The sequence below is a fragment of the Halarchaeum nitratireducens genome (genome assembly GCF_014647155.1).
GTDB lineage: Archaea > Halobacteriota > Halobacteria > Halobacteriales > Halobacteriaceae > Halarchaeum > Halarchaeum nitratireducens.
On record NZ_BMOQ01000007.1, the window covers coordinates 111,132 to 125,843 of the forward strand.

General features: G+C 66.5%; 14 protein-coding genes and 1 tRNA gene. 6 read left to right on the forward strand and 9 right to left on the reverse strand.

Features of this window, described 5'->3' with window-relative positions; translation table 11 throughout:
• Positions 1-7: 7 nt before the first annotated feature.
• The 5 genes from IEX91_RS13060 to IEX91_RS13080 form a co-directional block, all read right to left on the reverse strand.
• Positions 8-526 carry a multiprotein bridging factor aMBF1 gene (locus IEX91_RS13060; protein ID WP_188879497.1) on the reverse strand — a complete coding sequence of 173 codons (519 nt, stop codon included), beginning with the start codon at positions 524-526 and terminating at the stop codon, positions 8-10.
• Between the two features lie 160 nt (positions 527-686).
• Positions 687-1,298, reverse strand: coding sequence for a CDP-alcohol phosphatidyltransferase family protein (locus tag IEX91_RS13065; protein ID WP_188879499.1), 612 nt, complete (start codon positions 1,296-1,298; stop codon positions 687-689).
• Positions 1,295-1,831 (reverse strand): adenylate kinase family protein, encoded by a 537-nt coding sequence (locus tag IEX91_RS13070; RefSeq protein WP_188879501.1) that lies wholly within the window; start codon positions 1,829-1,831, stop codon positions 1,295-1,297. The genes IEX91_RS13065 and IEX91_RS13070 overlap by 4 nt, the downstream gene beginning before the upstream one ends.
• Positions 1,828-2,940, reverse strand: a complete 1,113-nt coding sequence (gene hisC, locus IEX91_RS13075; protein WP_188879503.1) for a histidinol-phosphate transaminase — start codon at positions 2,938-2,940, stop codon at positions 1,828-1,830. The genes IEX91_RS13070 and hisC overlap by 4 nt, the downstream gene beginning before the upstream one ends.
• Before the next feature lie 54 nt (positions 2,941-2,994).
• The gene (locus IEX91_RS13080; RefSeq protein ID WP_188879505.1) at positions 2,995-3,954 is read right to left on the reverse strand and encodes a C-terminal binding protein; all 960 of its coding nucleotides are present in this window, start codon (positions 3,952-3,954) and stop codon (positions 2,995-2,997) included.
• 178 nt (positions 3,955-4,132) lie between these two features.
• Between IEX91_RS13080 and IEX91_RS13085 the strand changes: the two genes are divergently transcribed.
• Complete coding sequence (locus tag IEX91_RS13085) at positions 4,133-4,591, forward strand: transporter (protein WP_188879507.1); 459 nt, start codon at positions 4,133-4,135, stop codon at positions 4,589-4,591.
• Positions 4,592-4,685: 94 nt separating this feature from the next.
• Complete coding sequence (locus IEX91_RS13090) at positions 4,686-5,033, forward strand: hypothetical protein (protein WP_188879509.1); 348 nt, start codon at positions 4,686-4,688, stop codon at positions 5,031-5,033.
• Positions 5,034-5,039: 6 nt separating this feature from the next.
• Here the strand turns inward: IEX91_RS13090 and IEX91_RS13095 are convergent, their stop codons facing one another.
• Complete coding sequence (locus IEX91_RS13095) at positions 5,040-5,777, reverse strand: fumarylacetoacetate hydrolase family protein (RefSeq protein WP_188879511.1); 738 nt, start codon at positions 5,775-5,777, stop codon at positions 5,040-5,042.
• Positions 5,778-5,822: 45 nt separating this feature from the next.
• Complete coding sequence (locus IEX91_RS13100; protein WP_188879513.1) at positions 5,823-6,806, reverse strand: aldo/keto reductase; 984 nt, start codon at positions 6,804-6,806, stop codon at positions 5,823-5,825.
• 148 nt (positions 6,807-6,954) lie between these two features.
• Between IEX91_RS13100 and IEX91_RS13105 the strand changes: the two genes are divergently transcribed.
• Positions 6,955-7,683 (forward strand): metal-dependent hydrolase, encoded by a 729-nt coding sequence (locus IEX91_RS13105; RefSeq protein ID WP_188879515.1) that lies wholly within the window; start codon positions 6,955-6,957, stop codon positions 7,681-7,683.
• Positions 7,684-7,940: 257 nt separating this feature from the next.
• A complete protein-coding gene (locus IEX91_RS13110) occupies positions 7,941-9,050 on the forward strand; it encodes an NAD(P)-dependent alcohol dehydrogenase (RefSeq protein WP_188879517.1) in 1,110 nt (369 codons plus the stop codon).
• Between the two features lie 15 nt (positions 9,051-9,065).
• On the opposite strand, the gene IEX91_RS13115 is transcribed toward IEX91_RS13110, so the two are convergent.
• On the reverse strand, positions 9,066-9,512 hold the full coding sequence (locus tag IEX91_RS13115) for a hypothetical protein (RefSeq protein WP_188879518.1): 447 nt from the start codon (positions 9,510-9,512) through the stop codon (positions 9,066-9,068).
• 492 nt (positions 9,513-10,004) lie between these two features.
• On the opposite strand from IEX91_RS13115, the gene IEX91_RS13120 reads away from it, so the two are divergent.
• Positions 10,005-13,838, forward strand: coding sequence for an Eco57I restriction-modification methylase domain-containing protein (locus IEX91_RS13120; RefSeq protein WP_188879519.1), 3,834 nt, complete (start codon positions 10,005-10,007; stop codon positions 13,836-13,838).
• 104 nt (positions 13,839-13,942) lie between these two features.
• Here IEX91_RS13120 and IEX91_RS13125 read toward each other — a convergent pair.
• Positions 13,943-14,014: transfer RNA gene (locus IEX91_RS13125), tRNA-Ala, on the reverse strand.
• Between the two features lie 229 nt (positions 14,015-14,243).
• Here IEX91_RS13125 and IEX91_RS13130 point away from each other — a divergent pair.
• Positions 14,244-14,711, forward strand: coding sequence for a 30S ribosomal protein S15 (locus tag IEX91_RS13130; RefSeq protein ID WP_188879520.1), 468 nt, complete (start codon positions 14,244-14,246; stop codon positions 14,709-14,711).
• Position 14,712 lies beyond the last annotated feature (1 nt).

Consider the following 14,712-nt stretch of genomic DNA (forward strand, 5'->3'; position numbering starts at 1 on the left):
CCTGAGACTAGTCCTTGCGCTTGACCATATCGCCGAGCGTGAGCCCGCCCTCGTCGGAGCCGCCCTCCCACTCCTCGTCGCCGCTCGCGGCCTCGAGCAGGCTGACGCCGAGCTTCTTCTCCAGCTTCTCCCGGACGTCGTCGCTCGGGAGGATGTCGCCGCGTTCGAGCTTCCGGACGAGACTGGCCTTCTCGTTGAGCTCGGAGGCGAATTCCTCCTGGCTGTAGCCCGCCCCCTCGCGGGCGTTCCGGATGCGATCGTCGTAGTCGGAGGCGAGCTCCTGCATCTCGTCGAACATGTCGCGCCGCCGCCGGCGCGACCCGCCCGACGAGTTCCCGCCGGAACTCGACGACCCCGAGGACTCACCGGACGAGGTCGAGTATTTCGTCGAGGTCGAGGAGGACGACTCGGTCTTCACCTCGGTACCGAACTCCGTGCAGTCGCTGCAGACGTCGAGTTCGGCCCCCTCGACTTTGATGGTCTTGGGGTTCGCCGTTTCGGCCCCGCACATCTCGCACTGAACCATATCTAATCTAGCTCCGCCGCGTGTATAAAGCACACGCCGTCGGCCAGTCGTGCGCCCGTACTCCGGTATTCGACGGATTTCGGCTCACGCACCGCGGACCGCTCCTCGGACGCCCGACCCCGTGTCGTTTCGCTCTCGCCCGCCGAACCGTGGCGCCTCGTCATCGCTCGGCGCCACGCAGGTCGCCCCACGCCCCCCAGAACCGCTGGAGCGCGGTGAGGTGCCCGACGACGGCGAAGAAGCCGAGCAGCCACGCGACGAGGCTGAAGCCGCCGACGACCGGAATCACGGCGGAGAGGACGCCGACGACGCCCACCAGAGCGAGGCGGTCCGCGCGCCCGAGGAGGCCGCCGTACTGGCGGCCGAGGCCGACGGCCTGGATCTGCGTCCCGAGGTAGGAGGTGAGGAGGACGCCCGTGACGGCGGCGAAGCCGAGCAGCCACGAGCCGACGCCCGCAGCGAGGCCGGCGAGGATGACGACGTCCGCGTACCGATCGAGGACGTGATCGAGGAGATCGCCGCCCTCGGAGTCGACGCCCGTCTCGCGCGCCACCGCGCCGTCGAGGAGGTCGAGCCAGCCGTTCAGGAAGACGAACACCGCGCCCGCGACGTACCCCGCGGCGCTCCCGAGGTAGAAGACGCCCGCCGCGGCGACGGCGAGGAGGAACGCGAGCACGCTGATCGCGTCCGGCGTCAGCCCGAGACGCACGGACACCGTCACGAACGGCCGGAGCAGGCGGGACGCGAGCGGCCGGAACTGATCGAGCGTCACAGCAGATACTCCGTGAAGTCCACCTCGCCCGCGCTCGGCTCGCGCTCGCCGTCGAGGACGGCTTCGATCTCCGCGGCGACCGCCTCGGGCGTCCGGTCCGTCGTGTCGATCTCGTAGACTCGCTCCTGTCCATGTTTTCGGACCGCTTCGCCGAGGATCACGTCGAGGGACTCTGCCTCGGCGTTCTCCGTCGCCTCGCGCTCGCGCGCGTCCAGCGCCGCACCCTCCTCGGCGCCGCGTTCCCGGAGCCGGTCTTCGAGCACGTCGGGCGCACAGCGGAGGACGATCACGCGCTCGACGTCGTCGAGGTGGTGGGCGAGGTGGCTCTCGACGAGCACGTCGTCACGGTCGGCGTACGCCTCGCCGATCGCGCCGAGGTCGGCCACGAGGCTGTCGCGCGACTCGTCGCGCTCCGTGTACAGGTCCGCCTCGCGGATCACGTCGTTCAGGTGGACGACGTCGAGGTCGGTGTCGAGGCGCTCCGTCGCGCTCGTCTTACCCGTGCCCGGCGTCCCGGTGACGACGGCTCTCATGCGAGCACCTCGTTGAGCTCGCGGACGGCGCGCTCCGTCTCCGCCTCGGTGCCGCAGGTGATCCGCACGCACTCGGGGAGCCCGAAGCTCGAGCAGTCCCGCACGATGACGCCGCGCTCCTGCAGCGCCTCGGCGACGGCGCTCGCGTCGCCCACCTCCACGAGCAGGAAGTTCGCGTGACTCTCGTACGTCGGCGCGTCGACGTGCTCGGCCATGTACGTGCGACTCCACCGCGCCATCTCGACCGTCTGCTCGACGTGCTCGTCGTCGTCGAGGGCGGCGAGGCCGGCGCGACAGGCGACGACGCTCGCCGCGAACGGCGTGTTCACGCGCGCGTACGCCTCCGCCCACGACTCGGGGACGATCGCGTAGCCGAGGCGGAGCCCCGCGAGCCCGTACGCCTTCGAGAAGGTGCGGAGGACCGCGACGTCGTCACGCGGGGCGTGACTGGTAGCGTGCGACGCGTCGGCATCGTCTCGCCCCTCGACGAGACCGACGGCGCTCGGTGCGTCGGCGAACTCCCCGTACGCCTCGTCGACGACGACGAGCGTCTCCTCGCGCGTCTCCTCGGCGATCCGCTCGATCGCGTCGAGCGCGAAGCGCGCGCCGCTGGGGTTGTGCGGGCTCGTGAGGTGGACGATCCGCTCACCGTCGTAGGCGTCGAGGACGGCGTCGGCGGTGAGCGTGAAGCCGTCGTCGCCCGTCACGTCGTACTCGGCCACCTCGCCGTGGTGGAAGCGCGCGCTCATCCCGTAGTAGGCGAAGCCGGGCGCGGGGACGAGCACCGCGTCGCCGGGTTCGAGGGCGGCCCGCGAGAGGTAGTCGAGTGCGCCGTCGCCGCCGTTGGCGAGCCACACCTGCTCGTCCGCCACGCCCCAGCGCTCGGCGATGGCGGCCGTGAGGTCCTGGTGGTCCGCGGTGGGGTAGTGGTGTACCTCGTCGGCGCTGGCCTCGACGGCGTCGACGGCCGCGGGGCTCGGCCCGAACATGTTCTCGTTCGACGCGAGCTTGACGAACTCCTCGGGGTCGCGGCCGAGCTCGCGGGCGACTTCCTCGATGCCGCGGCCCGCGCGGTACTCGACGTGGTCCGAGAGGTCCCGTGGTCGCATGTCCCGAGAGAGCCGCCGCCGGGACTTAAAGCGGCCGATGCGCGGTGTCGTCGCCTATCGGTCGCCCGGTCCGACGGCGTGGACCGGAGTCTCGCCGGCGAGCGCTCGATCGACGTCGGCCGCGACCGTCTCGTTCGCCTCGGCGCGTGCCTCCGCGGAGTACCATCCCACGTGCGGGGTCGCGATCACGTCGTCGCGTTCGACGAGCGGCGATCCCTCGGGCGGCTCGGTCTCGAAGACGTCGAGACCCGCGGCCGCGATCGACCCGGCATCGAGCGCTGCCAGTAGCGCATTCTCGTCGACGACGCCGCCGCGACCGGTGTTCACGACGACGCCGCGTTCGGGGAGCGCGTCGAACCACGCGGCGTCGACGAGGCCGCGCGTCGCGTCCGTGAGCGGCGCGTGCACCGAGAGGTGGTCGGCGGCGTCGCGGAGCCCCTCCGCGTCGACCTTCTCGACGCCGTGCTCGCGCATCACCTCGGCGTCCACGTACGGATCGTACGCGACGGCGTCGACGCCGAACCCCGCCAGTCGGTCCGCGACGCCCCGCGCGATGTCGCCGAAGGCGACGAGACCGACCGTGTCGCCGCTGAGGCGATGGAGTTCGGGGCCCGCCCACACGTCCCACGTGCCCCCGCTGACGCGCCGATCGTGCGCGGGGACGTCGCGGACGCACGCGAGGAGGAGCGAGAGGCTGTGCGTCGCAACCTCGTCCACGCAGTAGTCCGGCGCGTGCGTGACGGTGACCCCGAGGGCGGCCGCGGCGTCGACGTCGACGTTGTCGAGGCCGACCGAGACCTGTCCGTAGACGGCGAGGGCGTCGAGGCCGGCGAGGAGGTCGTGGGTCACGGCGAGGCGGCCCTTCGCTACGACGGCGTCGGCTTCGCGCTCGCGGACGGCGGCGCGGAACGCCTCAGGCGTGTCGAGCGGGGCGACGGAGACGTCGGCGGCGAGGCGGTCGCGGAACACCTGCGCGTCGAGCTTCGGGTCGTCGGCGAGGACGACGGTCGGCATGAGTAAGCGGACGGCGGGCACCGCCTTGATCGTTGGCACCACCGCTCCGTGACGTGGAGCCACGGAGCGGCGCGACGGAGACCGGGGAACGATCCACCGGGGGCACGCCGCGCGAGCTTCTCCCCGAGCACGTCGCGTGACCGCTACGCCTTAGGTGCCGCCGTCCGCACGGGAGCCTATGGCGACAGCACTCTCCGCGAGCCTCGCGATCCACCTGATCTTCGCCGCGCTGTGGACCGGGAGCGTCCTCTACTTCACGTACGCCGTCCTCCCGCTCGGACGGGGGGGCGAGCTCTCGGCCAGCGCGCTCGGATCGGTGACGAGCAAACTCACGACCGTCACACGCGTCAGCGCCGTCGTGCAGCTCCTCACCGGCGCCTTCATGTCGAGCCCGATGGGCGTGGCGACGACGACCGCCTACTGGTCGAGCACGCGCGGCTACCTCGTCATCGCCATGGTCGTCCTCTGGCTCGCGCTCGCCGCCCTCACCGAGATGGGCGCGTCGACGATCCGCGACGGCATCGCCGTCGATAAGGTCCGCAGCCCCGCCCGCGACGCCTCGACGCGACTCCGCGCCGCGAGCGTCGTCGCGTTCCTCCTCCTCCTCGACGCCGGCGCGCTCACCGCCGGCCTCTGAATCGGGCGCGGCTCCCGGTTCGATCCCCGCGGGGCACGACGAACGGCCCGCGACCACCCGATCGCTTTTCGTCCTCCGCCCCGTTCTCCGCCCCATGGCAAGCGCGATCGGTTCGCTGTTGTTGTTCGTGATCAGCCTCCTCGTCGGCGGCCTCGGAATCTACGTCGGCGCACGCGTCATCACCGGCGTCGAGGACTACTCGCACGCCGTGATCACCGCGCTCATCGGCGCGATCGCGTGGGCGGTGCTCTCGTGGATCCCGCTGCTCGGCGGGCTCCTCGCCCTGATCGCGTACGTCGCCGTCATCAACTGGCGCTACCGGGGCGGCTGGGTGAACGCGATCCTGATCGCGCTCGTCGCGTGGATCGCCACCGCCGTCGTCGTCTTCGTCCTCGGCGCGCTCGGCGTCCCCGTCACCGGAATCGGCGTTCTCGGGGCCTGATCCGGCTCAGTCCCGACGGACGTCGTGTTCGAGGGTACCGATGCCCTCGATCTCGGCCTCGACGTGGTCGCCGGCTTCGAGCGGCCCGACGCCCTCCGGCGTCCCCGTGAGGATCACGTCGCCCTCTTCGAGCGTCATGTACCGCGTGATCTCCTCGATCAGCGTCGGCACGTCGAAGATGAAGTGCTCGGTGTTCGAGGACTGGCGCACCTCGCCGTTCACGCGGAGTTCGAGCGCCGCGCCGTTCGGATCGACGTGCTCGGGGTCGGCGAGCACCGGCCCGAGGGGACACGCGCCGTCGAAGGCCTTCCCGCGCACCCAGTTCTGCTCGCGCGATTGGTCGTCGCGGTTCGAGACGTCGTCCGCGATCGTGTAGCCCGCGACGACGTCGGACGCGTCCGCGGCCGCCACGTTCCGGCACTGCTCGCCGATCACGACCCCGAACTCGATCTCGTGCTCGATGTTCTCGCGCTCTCGCGGGAGCGTCACGGCGTCGCCGTGGCCCGCGACGGCGTTCGGCGGTTTCAAGAAGAGCAGCGGCCGATCCGGCACGTCCTCGTTGCGCTCTTCGGCGTGCTTCGCGTAGTTGCGCCCGATACAGACGATCTTCGAGGGTTCGCAGGGCGGGAGGACGTCCACGTCGTCGGCGGCGTACGTCCGGCCGCCGAAGCTGACGGTTCCATCGTCGTGGTACTCGCCCTCTCGGACCGCGCCTGCCTCGTCGCGGAAGCGAACGTGTCGCATGCGTGGCCGATTCGCGCGGCGGAGGCTAAGCGTTGGGGTTCGTCGTCACCAGCGGTGGTGGACGTACTCTTTCACGTACGCCTCGTAGACGTCCCGGGCCGCCCCGTGCTGGCGGTGGCTGAGGGGCGCGAGCTCCGCGGCTTCGACGTTCTCCGCGATGTGTTCGGGCGACGTGCTTCCCGGAATCACGGTCGAGACGGCGTCGTGGTCGAGGATCCAGCGGAGGGCGAACTGCGCGAGCGTCACGTCCGCCGGCGTGTACGCGGCGAGTTCGTCCGCGGCGTGCGCGCCGACGTCCTGCGGGACGCCCGCGAACGTCTCGCCGACGTCGAAGGCCTCGCCCTCGACGTTGAAGTTCCGGTGGTCGCTCTCCGGGAACTCCGACTCCGCGTCGATCGCGCCCGTCAGCAGGCCCGAGGCGAGCGGGACGCGGACGATGACGCCGACGTCTTCCGCGGCCGCCCGATCGAGGAAGCGCTCCGCGGGGCGCTGACGGAACGGGTTGAAGATGATCTGTACCGTCTCGACGCCGTCGTACTCGACGGCCTTCAGCCCCTCCTCGACGCGCTCGACGGAGACGCCGTAGTGGGCGAGCAGGCCGTCGTCCTTCAGCACGTCGAGCGCGTCGAACGTCTCGGGCTGGTAGTAGGCGTCCGTCGGCGGGCAGTGGAGCTGGAGCAGATCGAGCGCGTCGACGTCGAGGGTCTCGCGCGAGCGCTCGACGAACTCGCGCAGGTGGTCCTCGTCGTAGTCGGCGGCGACGTGCGGATCGAGGCGGCGGCCCGCCTTCGTCGCCACCGTCGGGGTCTCCGCTCGCTCGGCGAGCACCTCGGCGATCAGGCGCTCCGAGCGCCCGTCGCCGTAGACGTCCGCGGTGTCGAGGAATGTGATCCCCTCGTCGAGCGCCGCGTGCAGCGCCTCGCGGGCCTCCGCCTCGCCGACTTCGCCCCAGTCGCTCCCGATCTCCCACGTGCCGAGACCGATCGGCGTCACGTCGAGCCCCGTCGATCCGAGGGTGCGTTCGTCCATACGGGCCCTCGCGGCGGGCGCTCCCTAACGGTTCGGGTCTCGGCCGTCGCGGCCGCCGCGACGCGGGTGCGCGCTCGACGGCGCGGAGGCGGCGGGATCCACCCGGCCGACAGGCTTTATGACGCGTCCGCGAGTAGTCGATGCCGTCATGGAGATCACTTGGTACGGCCACTCCACGTTCGGCGTCGAGATCGGTGACGAGACGCTCCTCATCGATCCGTTCTTCGACAACCCGAAGACGGAGACCGACCCCGAGGAGCTCGACCCCGACTACGTGTTGCTCACGCACGGCCACGCCGACCACATCGCCGACGTCGATCGGTTCCGCGGCGCGCACTTCGTCGCCACCCCGGAAGTCGTCAGCTACGTCACCGACGAGTACGGCATCGAGGACGCCACCGGGATGAACCTCGGCGGCACCTTCGAGACCGAATCGGCCTACATCACGATGGTCCGCGCCGACCACACGAACGGCCTCGACACCGACTACGGCGCGTCGGGCGGGATGCCCGCCGGCTACGTCATCAGCGACACCAAGCCCACGCAGGTCTCCGACGACGAGTCCCAGACCTTCTACCACGCCGGCGACACCGCGCTGCAGACGGAGATGCGCGACGTCATCGCGCCGTATCTGGAGCCGGACGTCGCCGCCGTCCCCATCGGCGACCACTACACGATGGGCCCGTGGCAGGCCGCCGTCGCCGTCGACTGGCTCGACGTGGACTACGCCGTCCCCATCCACTACGACACCTTCCCGCCGATCGAGCAGGACACCGACGACTTCGTCCGCGAGGTCGAAGCGACCGGTAGCACCGCGGACGTCGTCGTCCTCGACGGCGACGAGTCCCTCGACCTCGGCGGCGAACTCGGCTACTGAGGCGCCCGGCTCCGGTAGCTGCCGTCGTCTCGGCATCCGTCTTCCGACTACCTACCGTCTCGTTTTCGCCGGCCTCGATCGCGTGCGCGTCGTCGATGTCCGTTGTTTCCCGCTCTCATCGCTCTCTACTCCCCACCGTTCGCTATCCGCATTGCTTTTTCACTCTCATCGTCCACTATCCTCACCGCTTTTTCGCCCTCATCGCTCCCCAAGCTATATCGAGCGCGCCGCGAAACCCACCGAACGGGTACATCACAATGGACGCGAAAGCCGCAGTCGTACGCGAAGAGGGCGGATCGTTCGAGATCGAGGACGTACAGCTCGAGGATCCGCGACCGGACGAGGTGCTCGTCCGCGTCGTCGGGGCCGGCGTCTGTCACACTGACATGACCGTCCGCGATCAGCTGTATCCGACGCCGCTCCCCGTGGTGCTCGGCCACGAGGGATCGGGGGTCGTCGAGGCCGTCGGCGAGAACGTGACGCGCGTCGAACCCGGCGACAACGTCGTGATGAGCTTCGACTACGACGGCACCTGCGAGCAGTGTCGGGACGGCCATCCCGCGTACTGCGAGTCGTTCTTCGAGCACAACTTCGGCGGCTCCCGGCCCACCGACGAGACGTCACCGATCTCGCAGGACGGCGAGTCCATCAGCGGCCGCTTCTTCGGTCAGTCCTCCTTCGCCACGCACGCGATCGCCACTGAGCGGAACGTCGTCCCCGTCGGCGACGACGTTCCGCTCGAACTCCTCGGCCCGCTCGGGTGCGGCATCCAGACCGGCGCCGGCGGCGTCATCAACACCCTCGATCCGCAGGCCGGCTCCTCCATCGCGGTCTTCGGTGCGGGCTCCGTCGGCCTCTCCGCCGTCATGGCCGCCGACGTCAAGGGCTGTACGGACATCATCGCCGTCGACCTCCAAGAGGGGCGTCTCGACAAGGCGCTCGAACTCGGCGCCACCGACGTCGTCAACCCCGACGACGTGGACGACGTCGTCGAGGCGCTGGACGATCTCGTCGGCGGCGTCGACTACGCCCTCGAAACGAGCGGCGTCGCCGCCGTCGCCGAACAGGCCACCGACGCCCTCGGACAGCGCGGCACGCTCGGCATCGTCGGCGCGCCCGCGATGGGAACCGAGGCCAGCTACGACGTCAACGACCATATCCTCACCGGCCGCAACATCGTCGGCGTCGCCGAGGGCGACTCCAACCCCCAGCAGTTCATCCCCGACCTCATCGACCTCTATCGCCGCGGGAAGTTCCCCTTCGACGAACTCGTCACTTACTACGACTTCGAGGAGATCGAACAGGCCGTCGCCGACTCCGAGAGCGGCGAGACGATCAAGCCCGTCCTCCGCGTGAGCGAGGCCTAAGGGCGCTGCTGCGGGTCAGTTCGGCGTGTGCCTGAGGAGGCGCGCGATCGACTCGTCGCCGCGCTCGCGGTGGCGCTTCGCGTGACAGGCCCGACAGAGCGTCTCCCCGTCGCCGAGGCCGTACAGCATCTCCTCGCTTCGGTCCTCGTACCGGCGGCGGATCTTCTGGTAGCATCTCTTAATTATCCGATCGCTATATTCGAATCCTTCGAGGAGCGACTCGAATAGCTCGTCATTCTCTCGACAGTTCGGATGATAGGCTCGCGTAGTCTTTGACCGAGCGCCGGCTGTGTCCCATTTAACAGTCAAGGCGGCGACGATGATAGCGACTAAGAATACATTGATACCTCCTGGGCCAGGCGAGCTTAAATCCCGGAGTGAGATCGAGTTGAATACGTCGCGGCCGACCCGCTTCTGGAACTCCGATAATTCAAGCGAGTCGACGACGCAATCGTAGATCATGAAATCATCTATCCGACGTTGCCGATCATTATCTACCCATTCCCGATTCCAGACCCCCCGTATTGTATAATGTCAGATTCGAGTGGTGGCGTTCGAATGTGATGCTATGATCTAACCGATACCATCCATCATACCTTGCGTCTTCATCGTTCGCGTGAAACTTCGTGTGGCTATCCGTATCCCACTCTTCCAACGGCTCTGGTTGTGACTCGTCGTACATTGATTTCTCCGAGAGAGAACACCAGCATCGGGCACGCTTCTCGCTAAGAAGGATTCAGGAACGCGACCAAATCTGATTCAGCCGGTTATCACTCCAGCATTCTCTCACCCCTCTGTTCGGGGCAGGTGTCTTGAAGCTATCTCTGTAGGGGGTTTCCACCTCGGATCTCCGAAAGCACCCTTCCCGCCCTCTTGGGCCCCCACTCTGCCACCTATTCCGTATCTTTATTTACTCAACTGTTCCTGTCATGTATAACGGACTCTCTCGCATTCATGTCGTCCAACTCCTCTACCGTCGTCGCCGAGTTCGTCGCCGAATCCTTCGAGACTGAGGTCGGTGAGACCGAAGTAGACCGGCTCATAGGGGCCATCGACGGCGCTGTCTCGAACCTCCGCGACCAGATAGACGACGACACCCTCGAACGGATTCTCCGCGCTGACGCCGGCTCCTACGTCCTCAAGAGTAGCATGACGAGGGACGGCCTCCAACCGGAATCCTTCACGCAGGACGGGGTCATCAATCCGCTCCTCGACGTACTGGGCTACGACTACCGGACCGAGGCCGGCGGTCTCTCTGGGGGCCAGACACAAGTCGCCGACTACACGATCTCCCTCCGCGATCACCCCGAGATCGACTCGACGCGCCTTCTCGTCGAAGCCGAACCCATCAATAAGGACCTCGACAGCCGGAAGCACGGCATTGGACAAGTCCGGGATTGGCTGAGTCAACGCGAGTTCGAATCGGACTTCGGCTTCGCCACCGATGGTCTCCGCTGGGCCTTCGTTCGGTACGACCCCGACTCCTACACCCACAACGTCATCGAGGAAGTGGACTTACAGCCCGTCTTTCTCGCCGTCTTCGAGAACCAAGTCGGGAAGCGCGACGACCCGACCGAGGCCGTCTTCGACGCCGACCGGGATCGGGTTACTCGACTCATTCGGACGTTCGAGTACGAGAACTTCCTCTCCATCGCCGGTGACGCTCGGCAGGTCATCAAGGAGAAGCGCGAGGAGGTCACAGACGAGTTCTACGACGACTACATTCGGTACGTCTTCGGGATCGTTAGCGAGGACGAGACGACGACCCGCTCGCTCGTTGGGGACGGCGTCGTGGCTCCGGACGGCGCGACCGAAGACGACGCCCGGCTGTTCTCCGTCGAGTTGATGAACCGGCTCGTCTTCATCAAGTTCCTCGAAGACAAGGCGCTCGTCGACCCCGACCTCCTACAGACGCTCGTCGACACCTACGAGGACGGGATGTACGCCGGGTCGTTCTACGAATCCTTCCTCCAGCCGTTGTTCTACGACGTGATGAACGAACAGCCGGGGAACCGCCCCGATCACGTCGAGAACATCGACCTGTTCCAGGACATCCCCTACCTCAACGGCGGCCTCTTTCGGCCCACGATCAACGGCGACGGCTTCTCGGAAGGGGGCTTCGACGTTCGGAACTCCGTGCTGATCTCCATCATCGACCTCCTCGAACGCTACAGCTTCTCCGCCGGCGGCTCCCCGACGGACCTCGATCCCAGCATCCTCGGGAACGTCTTCGAGAAGACGATCAACTACATCACCAGCGACAACGCGGACACCAACAAGGAACTCGGGGCCTACTACACGCCGAGCGAGATAACCCGGTTCAGCGCCGAGGAGACCGTCCGCCCGGCCCTCTTGGATCGCTTCGAGACCGCGCTGGTAGAGGAAGCCAACTGGCCCGAACACGAAGCGACGGGATTCGACTCCGTCTACGACCTCATCGAGGAACTGCCGGGGCGCTGGAGTACGATAAGCGCCCTTCTCGCCGAAGTGGACGAGTTCCGCGTCGTCGACCCCGCGTGCGGGAGCGGCCACTTCCTGACCTCCGTGCTGGAGGAGATCGTCAACGTCCGGAAGGCCCTCTACGCCCGGAATGACTCCTACCCCGACGAGTACAAGCTGAAGAAGACGACCGTCCTGAACAACATCTACGGCGTGGACCTGATGGGGCCAGCCGTCGAGATTGCGAAACTCCGGTGTTGGCTCTCCGTCATCGCGGAACTCGAAACGGAGAACGTCGACGACCTCGCCGCCGACGACGCCCTCGCGCTCCCGAACGTCGCGTTCAACCTCCGCGAGGGGAACAGCCTGATCGGGTACACGGGCTTCCCCGAGACGACCGACGACGACGCACAGTACCAACTCGGGAGTTTCAGCGAGGACAGTGTTCGGGACCGCTACGAGGACATTATCGAGGAGATCGAAGCCCACGAACGCGCCCTCGACAGCGAGACTGCCGAGGAACACCGGGAACGAGCGAACGAGAAACTGGAGACGGCCCGCGAGGAGCTGATCGAGGACATACACGGCGACTTCGTCGACGCCGGCATCGAGGACATTACGCCCGAGACCGTCGCCGAGATGGAGCCGTTCAACTGGGTGCTGGAGTTCGCCGAGGTGTACGCGGACGGCGGCTTCGACGTGGTCGTCGGGAATCCGCCGTGGGACCGTATCAAGCCGCTCCGCGACGACTACTTCGTCCGCTACGACCGGGACTTCCGAACGTACCTCCCGGAGAAGAAGAACGAACGCCAAGAGGAGTTACTGGACGATCCCGAGATAGCGGACGGCTGGGAGGAGTACAAACGCGCAATCCAGATCCAAGCGGAATACTTCAACAACGCGGACGCCTACGAACTCCAACGACCGACCGTCGCAGGGCGGACAGAGGGAACGGAGAACGACCTCTCCGCACTCTTCCTCGAACGGGTCTTCCACATTGCCCGCGACGACGGCTACGTCGCGCAGATTCTCCCCGGTACGATCTTCACCGGATCCTCTGGTAAGGATCTCCGCCTACATCTTCTTGAGGAGACTCGAATAGACGTGCTGGCGCACTTCATGAACCACGGCATCTTCGACAACATCGACAGCCGGTACAAGTTCACCGTGCTCACCTTCGAAAACCAAGGGCATACCGAAGAAATTCGAAGCCTATACCGGGAAGGTGACGCCGACGTACTGCGTAACCTTGGTCAGACGGCCTTCATAACGCCACGACCGGTACTTGAGCAATACTCTCCTGAAGCGCGCATCTTCCCCCTATTGAAGTCGGAACAAGAGAGCGAAGTCCTACGGAGGATTATTACGCACCAGTCAATCGGTGAGGATGAACGAGGCGAGTGGTACGCGGACCCCTATCGGGAACTCGACCGAACGAACGATACCGACCGCTTCGTCGAGTCCGAATCCGATGGTGAGTATCCTGTACTGGGCGGGAAGAACGTCTACCAGTTCGTTCACGACTCGACGTACTTCGACATTGCCGAGCCCGAGTTCTGGAGCGTCGAATCACCGCCCGAGAAGAGTGCCAAACACCGCGTACGAGAGAAGAATCTTCGAAACCTCAAACGCGCCGTCTACGACGCCTTCGACGGAACTGGGTCACAGGTCGGATTCGTCAACGATCTCCTCGAAGAACACCGTGGAGAGCCGCTAAGTGAGGAGGACGTTCTTCTCGACTGTACGGAGTACCGAATCGCCATCCGCGACGTGACGAGCGCGACGAACGAGAGGTCGATTCTCGCTGCCATCATTCCACCCGGTGTCGTCTGTACGAACACGGTCCACACGCTACGCCCCTACGAGATAGTCCCCACGGAGGGCGACCTCGAAGACTATCCGCTCCACAGCGCCTACGAGCGACTGTTCACCGACGAGGAACTGTTTGCGGCTCTCGGCCTGATTAACAGTATCCCGTTCGACTTCCTGCTTAAGACGAAGGTAGACACCCACATCGTGATGTACAAATTCACCGAATCACAGGTCCCCCACCTGACCGAGGGCGACGAGTGGTTCGACTACATCTCGACCCGCGCAGCCCGCCTGAACTGCTACGGCGAGGAGTTCGCGGAGATGCGTGACCGGCTCGGCGGGATCGAGCCGGCGACCGAGATGGACGAGCGCCGCGAGGTTCAGGCCGAACTCGACGCCGCCGCGTTCCACGCCTACGGGCTCGACCGCCAGCAGACCGCGTTCGTCCTCGACGACTTCCACCGCGTGCAGAACCCCCGGCTGATGGACGAGGACTACTTCGAGATGGTACTGGAGAAATACAACGACCTCGTCTAACCGGGAGCGTCGAGTGCGGCGGGAACGCCGGCGTTCTGTACGAGGGAGTTCTTTATAAGTAACCCACCGCCGTCTGTCCAATCGGAGCGACCGCGAAAACTGGATGGACTCGCCGGGATTTGAACCCGGGGCCTCTCCCATGCCAAGGGAGTGATCTACCACTGATCTACGAGCCCGCGAACGCAATTCTTCGTATCCGGGGGACGTAATTGAACCCTTCGATCCGCTCTCGACGCCGGCGGAAGTGGAAACCCTTTAGCGTCCGAGATGCCCACAACGACGTAGGGAACTGCACGGCCGCATATCCGACGCGCCGTCCGCTTGGGCGGCTTGGGAGTGTGGCAGTGCTCGGGCGCCTTTCGCGCCCAGCGCCGCACAGCGGTTCGTGTCGTTCCAATTCACACTATGGCACGAATGCACACCCGCCGTCGCGGCTCGTCCGGTTCGGACAAGCCGGCGGCAGACGAACCCCCGGAGTGGAGCGACGTGGACGCCGACGCCGTCGAGGAGCGCGTCGTCGAACTGGCCGAAGAGGGGTACGACCCCAGCCAGATCGGCATGAAGCTGCGCGACGAGGGCGTCCAGGGGACGCCGATCCCGGACGTGAAGCTCGCGACGGACAAGAAGGTCACCGAGATCCTCGAGGAGAACGACGCCGACCCCGAGCTCCCGGAGGACTTCCGTAACCTCCTGGAGAAGGCGATCCGCCTGCGCCGTCACGTCGAGGAGAACGGCCAGGACCACCAGAACCGGCGTTCGCTCCAGAACACGGAGTCGAAGATCCGCCGGCTCGCGGACTACTACCGCGGTGACCAGCTCGACGAGGACTTCACGTATTCGTACGAGGCCGCGGTCGAACTCCTCGAAGAGTAAC

Bases quoted from the DNA above. Each gene is read 5' to 3' on its own strand.
- IEX91_RS13060 (WP_188879497.1), bottom strand. From the start codon at position 526: ATGGTTCAGTGCGAGATGTGCGGGGCCGAAACGGCGAACCCCAAGACC.
- IEX91_RS13070 (WP_188879501.1), bottom strand. From the start codon at position 1,831: ATGAGAGCCGTCGTCACCGGGACGCCGGGCACGGGTAAGACGAGCGCG.
- hisC (WP_188879503.1), bottom strand. From the start codon at position 2,940: ATGCGACCACGGGACCTCTCGGACCACGTCGAGTACCGCGCGGGCCGC.
- IEX91_RS13080 (WP_188879505.1), bottom strand. From the start codon at position 3,954: ATGCCGACCGTCGTCCTCGCCGACGACCCGAAGCTCGACGCGCAGGTG.
- IEX91_RS13085 (WP_188879507.1), top strand. From the start codon at position 4,133: ATGGCGACAGCACTCTCCGCGAGCCTCGCGATCCACCTGATCTTCGCC.
- IEX91_RS13090 (WP_188879509.1), top strand. From the start codon at position 4,686: ATGGCAAGCGCGATCGGTTCGCTGTTGTTGTTCGTGATCAGCCTCCTC.
- IEX91_RS13095 (WP_188879511.1), bottom strand. From the start codon at position 5,777: ATGCGACACGTTCGCTTCCGCGACGAGGCAGGCGCGGTCCGAGAGGGC.
- IEX91_RS13100 (WP_188879513.1), bottom strand. From the start codon at position 6,806: ATGGACGAACGCACCCTCGGATCGACGGGGCTCGACGTGACGCCGATC.
- IEX91_RS13105 (WP_188879515.1), top strand. From the start codon at position 6,955: ATGGAGATCACTTGGTACGGCCACTCCACGTTCGGCGTCGAGATCGGT.
- IEX91_RS13110 (WP_188879517.1), top strand. From the start codon at position 7,941: ATGGACGCGAAAGCCGCAGTCGTACGCGAAGAGGGCGGATCGTTCGAG.
- IEX91_RS13115 (WP_188879518.1), bottom strand. From the start codon at position 9,512: ATGATCTACGATTGCGTCGTCGACTCGCTTGAATTATCGGAGTTCCAG.
- IEX91_RS13120 (WP_188879519.1), top strand. From the start codon at position 10,005: ATGTCGTCCAACTCCTCTACCGTCGTCGCCGAGTTCGTCGCCGAATCC.
- IEX91_RS13130 (WP_188879520.1), top strand. From the start codon at position 14,244: ATGGCACGAATGCACACCCGCCGTCGCGGCTCGTCCGGTTCGGACAAG.